Below are 11,507 nucleotides of genomic sequence, written 5' to 3'. Positions count from 1 at the left end.
CATGAGCAACACCAAACATGTCGCGGTCGTCGGCGCCACCGGAGCGGTGGGAGTGGAAATGTTGCGCTGCCTTGAACAGCGCAACTTCCCCGTCGGCCAGCTTACCCTTCTTGCCAGCGCCAGAAGCGCCGGAAAGACGATGAAATTCAAGGGTGAGGACGTGACAGTGAAGGAACTGACGCCTGACGCCTTCGCCGGTGTGGACATCGCCCTCTTCAGCGCGGGCGGCGGCATCAGCAAGGAGTTCGCTCCTTACGCTACCAAGGCGGGCGCTATCGTGGTGGACAACTCCTCCGCCTTCCGCATGGATGACGAGGTGCCGCTCGTGGTGCCGGAAATCAATGCCGCGGATCTCAAGAACCTCCCCAAAGGCATCGCCGCCAACCCGAACTGTACGACCGCCATCACCCTGATGGCGCTGTACCCGCTGCATCAGGCCTTCGGAGTGAAGCGCGTATTCGCCAGCAGCTACCAGGCCGTCTCCGGCACCGGTGCCCAGGCCATTGAGGAACTGGAGGCGCAGGTGCGCGACTGGGCCTCTGCCGACCGCAAGTGGGACGACGTGCGCCTCGCTGCGGACAAGGTGAAGGTCTATCCCCACCAGATCGCCTTCAACGCCCTGCCTCACGTGGACAGCTTCCTCGACTCTGGCTACACCAAGGAGGAGATGAAAATGGAGAACGAGGGGCGCAAAATCATGCACCACCCCAGCTTCCGCGCCAGCGTCACCTGCGTGCGTGTGCCCGTCTTCCGGGCCCACAGCGTGGCCGTGAGCGCGGAGTTTGAGAAGCCGGTCACCGTTGCGGAAGCCCGCGCTGTGCTCGCCAAAGCCCCCGGCCTCGATCTCGTGGATGACCCCACCCTCAAGCAGTATCCGCTGGCTCTCGATGTGGCAGGCAAGGACAACTGCGCGGTGGGCCGCCTCCGTCTCGACTGCGCCCTCGACAACGGTCTCGCCTTCTGGATCGCCGGTGACCAGCTCCTCAAAGGAGCGGCTCTCAATGCGGTGCAGATCGCGGAGTGCCTCTAACGGCCCTCATCACAGAACTTCCACCCCGCAGCGGCCTTCTGGTCCTGCGGGGTTTTTATTTGGCTGTTTGTCCGAACGCGTCGTTCAATCGTCCCGCCTCCCGCCGTCCTGCTTGATGTCCCGGCACTTCCAGTGCACTTTGACAAGGCTGTGACATCCGTTGGACATGCCCCGCACCCCTCTTTGCTCCAGCCGCCTTCGCCGCTGGAACTCGCGCGTGCGAAGCAGGCTGCAGGCGATCTGGTGTTTCTCGACAGCGCCATCGCCACCAACAGTTCCTTCTCCATCGTCGCCGAGGCCCCGGAAGAAGTGCTGACCGGCAATCTCTTCGAAGATGCCCCCAAGCTTCGCGAGATCATGCAGCAGCACCGTCCCCGCCATGTGGTGGATCTCGGCGCTCCGGCTGGTGGCCTCTATGGATGGATCGGGTTTGACGGGCAATACACGCTGGGCCGCTTTGCCCGATGCCACGTGTATCAACACGGAACCCAGTCCTGGCTCAAGACCGGAGACGGATCGAGTGATGGCAGGCCCGGTCTGCTCAGAGCCCCTGCTCCCATACCGGTGGACGCTCTCCTCCCCGAGTTCACGCCCTGCATGACTCAGGAGGACTTCTGCAGCCGCGTTCGTCGCGCCCAAGAGTACATCACGGCAGGTGATATCTACCAGGTGAACCTCTCCTATCCCTGGTCGGCCACCTGGCCAGAGGGATTGGATCCATGGCGTTTTTACGAGCGTCTGCGCAAGGCCTCACCCGCCCCCTACAGTGCTTACCTGAACCTTGCTGGCACCCAGGTCTTCAGTGCATCACCGGAGTGCTTTCTCAAGATCAGCGGCAATCACATTGTGACGCGTCCCATCAAGGGGACGCGACCGCGCGCCAGCGAAGCGATCGAAGACCAGTTCCTCGCCGGCGAGTTGCTGAACTCGCCCAAAGAACGCGCAGAGCTCGTGATGATCACGGACCTGGAACGCAACGATCTGGGACAAGTATGCGAGTTCGGCAGCGTGCGTGTGACCGAGCTGTTGAAGCACGAGCGCCACGCGCAGGTGCATCATCTCGTCTCCACTGTGGAAGGCACCTTGCGAGCTGATGTGGATCATCTCGCTGCGTTTCTGGCCTGCTTCCCCGGAGGCTCCATCAGCGGTGCGCCAAAGAAGCGCGCCCTGGAGATCATTCACGAACTTGAGCCGCATCCACGCGGACTTTACACCGGTGCCATCGGCTGCTTCGGCTTCAATGGTGAAAGCCACTTCAACATTGCCATACGCACCGCCTGGCGTGAAGGTCCGCAGGCCGTGTTCAACACCGGGGCCGGCATCGTTGCGGACTCGGATCCGCTGCGGGAGTGGGAGGAGACGCGACACAAAGCAGCCGGTCTGCTGCTGGCCAGCCGCTGACTCTCAGTATCAAACGTCATCCCTTGAAACAAAAAAAGCCCGCGGCTGCAACAACCGCGGACTTTGCTTGAGAGAGTGACTGAATGCGTCTCAGAAAAGACAACTTCAGCGATTCGCTTAGAGCGCGCCTTTGAGGGCGGAGGAGGGGACGAAGCGAACCGTTTTGGAGGCTTTGATCTTCATGGCTTCACCCGTCTTCGGGTTGCGGCCGGTGCGGGCGGCGCGCTTGGCCACCTTGAAGGTACCGAAGCCGATAAGCTGGACCGTACCGGTCTTCGCCACGCCTTTGGAAATCGAAGCGAGCACGGCTTCCACGGCGTCCGAAGCGGCGCGTTTGGAAGTGTCTCCGCCGAGATTCTTTTGCACGGCTTCAATAAGTTCAGCTTTATTCATGGTCTGCGGGATATGTTTGGGTTGCTGGAAGTTCCCTCTGCTGGATAAGTGCGAGGCTTCGCGTTTGTTTATGGATAAATTCACGGAAAGCGTCAACCCCATTTCGTCTCCAGCCCTTATTTTTTCAGGCATGAAACGCTTTTTACTGCCGCAAGAATCGCCCCGAATTGACGTCACTGCGTTCATCGCCGCAGGGGCTGTCGTGGTAGGTGGAGTGACCGTCTCCGCCGAAGCCAGCATCTGGTACAATTGTGTTTTGAGAGGTGATATCAATCACATTTATATTGGCCCCCGCTCCAACATTCAGGACGGCACAATTGTGCATGTCGCAGATGACTTTGAAGCACGGGTGGGCGAGGCGGTCAGCGTCGGGCACCGGGCCATCATTCATGCCTGCACCATCGGTGATGAGACGCTGGTCGGCATGGGGGCAATTGTCATGGATGGTGCCGTCATCGCTCCACGCTGCATCATCGCGGCGGGTGCCCTGGTCACCAAGCACACGGTGGTGCCTGAGGGCTCGCTCGTCGTCGGCTCACCAGCAAGGGTGGTGCGGACCCTGAGCCTGGAGGAGCAGGCAGGAAATGCCCGGCTTGCCGCGAAATATGTGGAGATCTCGCGTCGTTACCGGGAGCTTGGCCACCAGCAAAACGCCTGACGAGACGCATCTGCATCGAACTGCTGCTTGAGATTCCTGCCGGAATGTTCCAAGGAAAGACGCTGATGCCGTGAAGGCATCGTGCCCTTCCTCCCGCCATGTCTGCCGATCTCAAGTCTTACCTCACTCAACGTGTCGCCTTTGTGGATGCGGCGCTGGATCGTTTCGTGCCTGCAGCAGAGACCCGGCCGGTGACCATTCACAAGGCCATGCGGCACAGCCTGTTTGCGGGCGGAAAACGGCTCCGCCCCATCCTCTGTCTTGCCGCGGCGGAAGCCTGTGGCGGATCATTGGAGAACGCCTTGTACGCGGCGTGCGCTGTCGAGTGCCTGCACACCTACTCGCTCATTCATGATGACCTGCCCTGCATGGATGATGATGACATGCGTCGCGGTGTGCCTACCTGCCACAAGGTCTATGGCGAAGCGATGGCCCTGCTGGCTGGCGATGCGCTGCAGGCACTCTCGTTTGAACTGGTGGCGCAAACCCCCGTGACCCACCGCCACTCTCCTGAGGCCATGGTTTTGGAACTGGCCCGCACCGCCGGCAGCCTGCATCTCGTGGGCGGACAGGTAGCAGACCTTGAGGGTGAAACCAGAAAGCTGCCGCTGGAGGACTTGCGTTACATCCATGAAAGCAAGACCGCCGCATTGCTGACTTCCAGCGTGAAGCTGGGCGGCATGAGTGCGGATGCCCAACTGGAGCAAGTGCAGGCGCTGCATGACTTCGGCATGGCCACTGGGCTGGCCTTCCAGATCATCGATGACATTCTGGATGTTACGCAGACCACAGAAAAGCTGGGCAAAAGCGCGGGCAAAGACGTGGCCTCGGAGAAGTCCACCTACCCTGCCCTCATGGGCCTGGAAGCCTCACGCGACGAAGCCCACCGGCTCACCGAGAAAGCGCGTCAGGCGCTGGAGGTCTTTGGTCCCAACGGTCACTGGCTTCACCAGCTCGCAGATTATCTCCTCAAGCGCGACTACTAGCCGCACCAGCCGCCGCACTCGTCATGCACCCCAAGCTGTTGCGACTGGCCCAGACGGAAGTTGAGCGGGTCCTCGCACAGCTTCCTGAAACCGTCCGCGACGCCGCACTCGAGTGTTTCATCTCCTACGAAGACGCCGCAGACGAGCCGGATGAAACCCTGGCCGACCTGCTCGGGCTCTTCGAAGGATTCAGCCGGTTAGACCCTGAACCCTCCGGCCCGTCCGAGATGCCCCGCGTGCGACTCTTCCTGGACAACCTCTGGCTCTATGCCGAAGAGGACGAGCGCACCTACCGCGATGAGGTTCGCATCACTTATTTACACGAACTCGGCCACTACCTCGGCTGGGGCGAGGAGGAGGTCGAGGCCTTGGGGCTGGGGTAGGAGTCAGGCAGGCGAATTGAACGCCCGAAGCCCCAGCCATCCTCAACACCTCGTTCAGCATGCGCATGCGCGTCAGGTTAACAAGATATAGAACCTGGCCGAAGGCTGATCCCGTGTTTTGATAGCGGAAACCCCACGCCAACGGCGTGATACATAACAGCCCGGGGTCAGACCGCGAAGCAGTCGCCACCCCGGGTATCGACGGGATAGCAATGGAACTCCAAGGGAGTTCTACAGACCGCCCAGATCACCCGGAGACGTCCCTCCCGCATGCGGCAAACACCTCAGGGATGCAGCCTCGGTTTGTAGAACTCACTTCGGAGTTCTGGCCCATCTGCCCATGTACCCAGGGTGGCGGCTCGCACCTCGCCTGACCCTGGGCTACTTTGTATGACGCCCTTGGCGTCAGAGCACTCGCGTGCAACCACGGCGACATTCACCAACGTGATGCGCATGCGAGACTGCAGAGTGCGGCGTGAAGCGCCGATTTCGCCACCGGCGAAATGTCCTCGAACTCAGCCGACCGTTCCGCTCCAGATGCATGTCATGGCCCCTGCGTGCTGGCAGTCTTCCAGATTGCGACCTGAAGAGCATCCGGCGTGTTTCAACAGGTGCCCCTCTTCCACACAATCCCGAACCCGGAGGGTTCACCGTGAGTAGCCATGGGTGAAACGAGCGGAGCGAGCGCAACCCATGGAATGCAAACCAGCGAAATTCTACCGCGGAGCGGTAGGCCCTGAGCGGGAAGTTCCTGCATACGGCGTCAGCCAGCGATGATGACCTGCCGCTCCGCGGTAGAAAATCCGGCTTCACGTTTCCATGGTGAACTCTCCAGGTTCGGATCCATGGAGAGTCCCCTCTTCCCGCTCGACTCCGGGCCGTCCCGCGCTACTCATTCTCCCATGTCCGACTCTCCATCTTCGCTTTCCTCCAAGTTGTTTGCCATGGCGAAGCAATACATCCCCGGCGGGGTCAACTCCCCGGTGCGCGCCTTCCGCAACGTGGGCGGCGAGCCTTTCTTCGCGCAGCGGGCCAAGGGCTGCCGGATCTGGGACGTGGACGGCAAGGACCGGATCGACTACGTGGGCACCTGGGGCCCGGCCATCCTCGGCCACGCCCCGCAGTGCGTCATCGAGGCGGTGCACAACGCCGCCAAGGACGGGGTCAGCTTCGGCATCCCAAACGCCCATGAGGTCGAAATGGCCAAGCTCATCGTGGATTGGGTGCCCAGTGTCGAGAAGGTTCGCATGACCAACAGCGGCACTGAAGCCACCATGTCCTGCGTTCGCCTCGCCCGTGGCTACACGAAGCGCGACCGGATCGTGAAGTTTGACGGTTGCTACCATGGCCATGTGGATTCCCTGCTGGTCGCTGCTGGCAGCGGTGCCCTCACCCACGGCAACCCGGACAGCGCTGGTGTGCCCAAGAGCTTCGCGGAACTGACCACCGTGCTGCCCTACAACGACGTCGCCGCCCTGGAGGAGTGCTTTGACAAGTACGGTCATGAGATCGCCGCCCTCATCGTGGAGAGCTACCCTGCCAACGCCGGACTCATTCTCCCTCAACCGGGCTTCCTGCAGAAGATGCGCGAGGTCACGGAGAAGCACGGAGCGCTGTTGATCCTGGATGAAGTGATGACCGGTTTCCGTGTCGCGCGCGGCGGGGTTCAGGAAAAAGAAGGGCTCAAGCCTGATCTCACCGCCCTGGGCAAGGTGATCGGTGGCGGCCTTCCTGTCGGTGCTTTTGGCGGCCGTGCGGAGATCATGGATTACCTCGCTCCTGATGGTCCGGTGTATCAGGCCGGCACCTTGTCTGGCAACCCTCTGGCCATGGCCGCCGGTCTTGCCCAGTTGCGGGAGATGGAGAAGCAGAAAGGTTGGGAACGTCTCGAAGACCTTGGCCAGATCATGGAGACCGCCGTGCTCGATGTTCTGAAGAAGACGGGGCGCAACTACCAGTGGTACCGCACCGGCAGCATGTTCTGCCTCTTCTTCACGGAGAAGCCCGTGCTCAATCTCACCGACGCCAAGACCAGCGACCTGGCATCATTCCGGAAGTTCTTCCACTACTGTCTGGACCACGGCGTGTACTTCGCGCCTTCCCAGTTCGAGACCGGCTTCATCAGCCTGGCCCACGGCCCGGATGATCTGGCTCTCACCGCTGAGGTGGTACAGAAAGCGTTGCTGTCATTGGATTGAGTGGGAGGTGGTGCGAATTCTTTGCCGCAATTGCAAGTGTCTCGCGGCTGAAGCCCCACGCCAACGGCGTGATACATAAGAGCCCGGGGTCAGACCGCGAAGCGGTCGCCACCCCGGGTATCGATGCGAGAGCATTGGAACTCCAAGGGAGTTCTACAGACCGTCCAGATCACCCGGAGACGCCCCTCCTGCATGCTGTGGACACCTCAGGGATGCGATCACGGTTTGTAGAACTCACTTTGGAGTTCTGGTTCACCTGCCCATGTACCCAGGGTGGCGGCTCGTGCCTCGCCTTACCCTGGGCTATCATGTATGACGCCCTTGGCGTCAGAGCACACGCCCCCGCAGTTTTCAACAAACGCACCCCGCAGCCGTTTGCAAAAAAGAAGGGCGCTCGCATAATCGCAGTGTCTTCCTCCCCCCACCCGATGCTCTCCCTCCTCAAGATCCAAAATCTCGCCCTCGTAGAAGACCTCGCGTGGGAGCTTGGTCCAGGTCTCGTGGGCGTCACCGGCGAAACGGGAGCGGGCAAGTCCATCATCGTGGGCGCGCTCAAGCTGATCCTGGGTGAGCGCGCCGACAAAGGCCTCATCCGCACCGGCACAGAGTCCTGTAGCGTGGAGGCGGTCTTTGATCTGAAGAAGACCGACACTGTGGACAGCATCCTCACGGGATCAGGATTCGATCCCCTGGACGGCGAATCCCTCATCATCCGCCGCGTCATCGGCGCCAGCACGAACAAGCAGTTCGTGAATGGCTCACCCGTCACCTCTGCCATGCTCAAGGAGCTGGGAGCTTACCTGGTGGACCTGCATGGCCCTCACGATCACCAGTCCCTCAATTCACGGGAACGCCAGCTCGAGATGCTGGACGGCTATGCCGGGCTCGATGACGCCAGCGAGGCGTATCGTGCCGCGCACCAGATCTGGCGGAAGGCCGTGGGCGAGTACGAAGAGCTCGCCACCAGTGAACGCGCCTCCGAGCAGGAGATGGACATGCTCCGCTTCCAGATCAACGACATCGACGCTGCAGGCCTGCGCGAAGGCGAAGAGGAGCAGATCGAATCCCGCCACCGCATCGCCGCGAACGGTTCCCGCTTGGTGGAACTCTGCGGACAGGTGGAAGAGCGTCTGGGCGAGGGTGAAGGAGGCGTGCTGGCGGGCATGCGCGATGTCTCCCGTCTTCTCCACGATCTGGAGAAGCTGGACCCTAAGCTGGCAGAGTCCTTCCAGGGCTTCCAGTCCGCGTACATTGAGCTGCAGGATCTGGAAGGCAGCGTCCGCGAATATGCGGAGGAGATCGAAATCCAGCCCGAGGAACTTGAGCGACTTGAGGAACGCATCCACATCATCCAGCTCCTCAAGCGCAAGTACGGGAGCTCCATCGCCGCGATCCTGAAGTTCAAGGAAGAGGCGGAGGAGAAACTGGGCCGCATGGAAAATCGCGGAGAAGCTCTCGATAAACTCGATCAGGCCGTGAAGGCCTCCCGCAAGCAGGTGGACAAGCTGGGGCATGACCTCTCTGCCCAGCGCAAGCTGGCAGCTCCGCGCCTGGCCAAGGATATCGCCTCCCATCTGGCAGATCTTGGATTCAAGCGGGCCGTGTTCGAAGTCTCCCTGACGCTCCGCCCCGAGCCTGCCCGCGACGGATTGGAAGAGGTGGATTTCCTCTTTGCGCCCAATCCGGGTGAACCGCTCAAGCCTCTGCGCCTCACCGCCTCCAGCGGGGAGATGTCCCGGGTGCTGCTGGCGGTGAAGAGCGCCCTGGCCCGGGAGGACTCCATCCCCCTCATGGTGTTTGATGAAATTGACGCCAATGTGGGCGGCAACATCGCCGAGGCCGTGGGCCGCAAGATGGCTGCCCTGTCCGGGCAGCATCAGGTCATCGCGATCACCCACATGCCCCAGCTCGCCTCCCTGGCGCAGAGCCATTTTGTGGTGACCAAGGAGTTCGACGAACACCGCACCCGCTCCACGCTGCGTGAGGTGGCTGGCCCCGCCCGTGTTGAGGAGCTGGCCCGCATGCTGGGCGGCAAGGCCGAGAGCGCCCGCATCCATGCCGAGAGTTTGCTGGCCGGAGCGGCAAAGTAATTGCTGCTTTGAACGCCAGCCCGTGTTGTACTGGCCAAGCTAGGTGCCTGAATCCGGTGGTGCACACCCCGGATCCGGGCCGTATCATCTAATTCATGACCATGTTTGCCGCGCCCCTCGGAAACCGGAATGCCCGTTCGCGCGATGGATCGACCCCAGGCGGCACCGAAATCAACGCTCTGGGCCGGGGGAGAATGGCCACTGCGGGAGGATGGATCGCCGCCCTCACCTGCGCAGCAGGCCTTTCCTTGTCTCCAGCGGCAGACACCCCTGCCGCTGCCGCCGCGCCCTGGTCTGAGAAAGACGCCCGCCTGGCGAGCGAATACCTGAATCTCCTGGTGGAACAGCCGGAGTACGGCCGGGTGCTGGACCTCCTGTGGGATCTCTATCGCAAGCACGACTCCACCGGATTCCTGCTGGAAAACATCGCCACCCAGGCCAAGGCCCAGCCTCACCCTCACATCACGCTGGTCCACGCCCACCTGCTGCGCAAGGCAGGCCACAATGCCGAGGCCGCCGCACTGTACGATGAGGTGCTCAAGAAGGAGCCCAAGAACCCGCTCGTGCTCCGTGCCCGGGCAGATCTGGCGACCGAGGCCGGCGACTCCCAGATCGCCCTGGACCTGATCCAGCGCCTCACCGCCCTCTTCCCGGAGAACGACGTCCAACGCATCCCCTTGTTCCTCGAACAAGGGCGCCTGGCTCTGGCCCTGAACAAACCCGAGGAGGCGGCCAAAGTCTGGGAACAGGCGACCAAACTCCAGCCCGAGAACACCACCCTGGTGCGGGAGGTGGCGCAACGACTGCTGGGCACCGGATTCCTGGACCGGGCGCTGGCGCTCTACCAGCAACTGGCCCAGACCACCGATCCCGAGAAGCGCCTGGACGCCCTCCAGGATCTGGCACGTATCGAAGAACAGGCCGACCACTTCGAGCCTGCGGCAGAAGCCCTGCGCAAAGGACTGGCCGTGCTTCACTTCAAGGACTGGCGCTACAGCCAGTTCTTTGTGCGCCTCGTCCGGCTTCACGAACGCTTTGGTCATCTGGACCAACTGAAGGCGACCCTGGCGAAAGAGGCCGAAGTCCGTCCCGCCCAGGAAAAGGCCCTGGCGGACATGGCCCGCTTTTCCGATCTGACGGTGGATTCCGACGAGCACCTCCACTGGCTGAGGGAACTCGTTTCCGCCTTCCCGGATGCCACCGACTACCGCTGGCAGCTCGTGAGCGCGCTGCTGGATCATGATCAGTGGCAGGAAGCGGGACAACTGGTGGATGCGCGTCTGAAAAACGACGGAACCGATCTTCCCGCGCTGGTTCAGTTGCGCTGCCTGGCCCACCTCCGCGCAGGCGAGCCGGAGATGGCCGTGGCCCGGTTGCGACAGGTGCTGGACTCACAGGGCGGCACCCTGGAGGTGGAACAGCAGGTCCTGGCCTTTGCCCGGGAGAAGGCGCTGGATGAGATCGTCGAGCGCATTCTGCGCACGCGGATGGCCCGGGATCCGGACAAGGCAGAGGTGGTCTTTGAGCTGGCCTCCTATTTGGTGAAACGCCAGCGGCTGGAAGATGCCCGCAAGGTGCTCAACGAATACGCGGCGGCCACCGGCATCCGCAACGAGGAGACGCAGCGCCGTCTTCAAGACGTGGCGGCCTTCCTCATCACTTCGCAACAATCCGATGCGGCCGAAGAAGCGGCCCGCAGCGCCGTGAAAAAAGGCGGCGACCGGGGGGCGCTCGTCCAGCTGGCTGATGTGCTTTCCCAGAAAGGTGACCACGCCGCGGCCCTCCCGCTTCTGGAAAAGGCGTGGCTGCTGAGCGACTCCACCGACAAGCGGACGGACGTGGATGAAATGATGCTTTCCATCCTCTCCGGAGAGCAGGTTCAGGAAACTTCCTCCGCGGCCGAGCCCACCGGCGAGTTCAAGATGCCCTCCATCTTCACGGGTGAAGGGTTCGGCGCCGAGGCCCCGCCGATCCAGCCGAAGAAGGGCATCCCCGAGCCGGTGGCGGAATATGCCGCCGGGCTGGTGCTGCGCTTGGGGGCCATGCGTGAGACAGCCCTTCAGGGCGTGACCCTCCTGCCTGTGCAGTGGGCCCGGGACTGGGTGAGCCCCCTCGCCGGACTGCTGCCCAAAGCCGAAGGTGAGGTCCGGCCGGAACTGCTCCACCGCATCGCCTGGTGGTGCCTCCGGGCCGACCAGTACGACATAGCCTACGCCGTCCTCGCGAGACTGCATTTCGACGCCCAGGGCCGCTGGCACCCCGCGCCAGTGGAGACGGAGAAGTTGCTCCTCGAACTGGCCCGAGCGGACCAGAACATCCTCCTGGCCCTGCGGCAGCTCCGCCTCCTGGCGGACATGGATCCGGACAA

Annotated in this window: 9 protein-coding genes; 8 read left to right on the top strand and 1 reads right to left on the bottom strand. The window is 62.3% G+C overall.

The annotated features are described in order from the left end of the window. The first annotated feature begins 1 nt into the window (after nt 1). Nucleotides 2-1,030 carry an aspartate-semialdehyde dehydrogenase gene (locus BV106_RS06820; protein WP_038162437.1) on the top strand — a complete coding sequence of 343 codons (1,029 nt, stop codon included), beginning with the start codon at nt 2-4 and terminating at the stop codon, nt 1,028-1,030. A 183-nt stretch (nt 1,031-1,213) separates the two neighbouring features. Beyond that, nucleotides 1,214-2,431 carry a chorismate-binding protein gene (locus BV106_RS35170; RefSeq protein WP_265595403.1) on the top strand — a complete coding sequence of 406 codons (1,218 nt, stop codon included), beginning with the start codon at nt 1,214-1,216 and terminating at the stop codon, nt 2,429-2,431. A gap of 117 nt (nt 2,432-2,548) precedes the next feature. Here BV106_RS35170 and BV106_RS06810 read toward each other — a convergent pair whose 3' ends face one another. Next, a complete protein-coding gene (locus BV106_RS06810; protein WP_009965621.1) occupies nt 2,549-2,824 on the bottom strand; it encodes an HU family DNA-binding protein in 276 nt (91 codons plus the stop codon). 130 nt (nt 2,825-2,954) lie between these two features. On the opposite strand from BV106_RS06810, the gene BV106_RS06805 reads away from it, so the two are divergent. The 6 genes from BV106_RS06805 to BV106_RS06780 all read left to right on the top strand — a co-directional run. Further along, nucleotides 2,955-3,482: a gamma carbonic anhydrase family protein gene (locus BV106_RS06805; protein ID WP_038162435.1), complete on the top strand. Its 528-nt coding sequence runs from the start codon at nt 2,955-2,957 to the stop codon at nt 3,480-3,482. 98 nt (nt 3,483-3,580) lie between these two features. Beyond that, the gene (locus tag BV106_RS06800) at nt 3,581-4,468 is read left to right on the top strand and encodes a polyprenyl synthetase family protein (protein ID WP_038162433.1); all 888 of its coding nucleotides are present in this window, start codon (nt 3,581-3,583) and stop codon (nt 4,466-4,468) included. Nucleotides 4,469-4,491: 23 nt separating this feature from the next. Continuing rightward, the gene (locus BV106_RS06795) at nt 4,492-4,851 is read left to right on the top strand and encodes a metallopeptidase family protein (protein ID WP_038162430.1); all 360 of its coding nucleotides are present in this window, start codon (nt 4,492-4,494) and stop codon (nt 4,849-4,851) included. Nucleotides 4,852-5,753: 902 nt separating this feature from the next. After that, nucleotides 5,754-7,049 carry a glutamate-1-semialdehyde 2,1-aminomutase gene (gene hemL, locus BV106_RS06790; protein ID WP_038162428.1) on the top strand — a complete coding sequence of 432 codons (1,296 nt, stop codon included), beginning with the start codon at nt 5,754-5,756 and terminating at the stop codon, nt 7,047-7,049. 428 nt (nt 7,050-7,477) lie between these two features. After that, nucleotides 7,478-9,139 (top strand): DNA repair protein RecN, encoded by a 1,662-nt coding sequence (recN, locus tag BV106_RS06785; RefSeq protein WP_038162426.1) that lies wholly within the window; start codon nt 7,478-7,480, stop codon nt 9,137-9,139. Nucleotides 9,140-9,240: 101 nt separating this feature from the next. Then, on the top strand, nt 9,241-11,507 hold a 2,267-nt coding region (locus BV106_RS06780), incomplete at its 3' end, for a tetratricopeptide repeat protein (protein WP_038162423.1).

The sequence above is a fragment of the Verrucomicrobium sp. BvORR106 genome (assembly GCF_000739655.1).
Classification (GTDB): Bacteria; Verrucomicrobiota; Verrucomicrobiia; order Verrucomicrobiales; family Verrucomicrobiaceae; genus Verrucomicrobium.
This window is presented reverse-complemented; position numbering and strand designations above follow the sequence as displayed.

What these genes read in the sequence shown, in the direction of transcription:
- BV106_RS06820 (WP_038162437.1), top strand. Translation starts at nt 2, where the DNA reads ATGAGCAACACCAAACATGTCGCGGTCGTCGGCGCCACCGGAGCGGTG.
- BV106_RS06810 (WP_009965621.1), bottom strand. Translation starts at nt 2,824, where the DNA reads ATGAATAAAGCTGAACTTATTGAAGCCGTGCAAAAGAATCTCGGCGGA.
- BV106_RS06805 (WP_038162435.1), top strand. Translation starts at nt 2,955, where the DNA reads ATGAAACGCTTTTTACTGCCGCAAGAATCGCCCCGAATTGACGTCACT.
- BV106_RS06800 (WP_038162433.1), top strand. Translation starts at nt 3,581, where the DNA reads ATGTCTGCCGATCTCAAGTCTTACCTCACTCAACGTGTCGCCTTTGTG.
- BV106_RS06795 (WP_038162430.1), top strand. Translation starts at nt 4,492, where the DNA reads ATGCACCCCAAGCTGTTGCGACTGGCCCAGACGGAAGTTGAGCGGGTC.
- hemL (WP_038162428.1), top strand. Translation starts at nt 5,754, where the DNA reads ATGTCCGACTCTCCATCTTCGCTTTCCTCCAAGTTGTTTGCCATGGCG.
- recN (WP_038162426.1), top strand. Translation starts at nt 7,478, where the DNA reads ATGCTCTCCCTCCTCAAGATCCAAAATCTCGCCCTCGTAGAAGACCTC.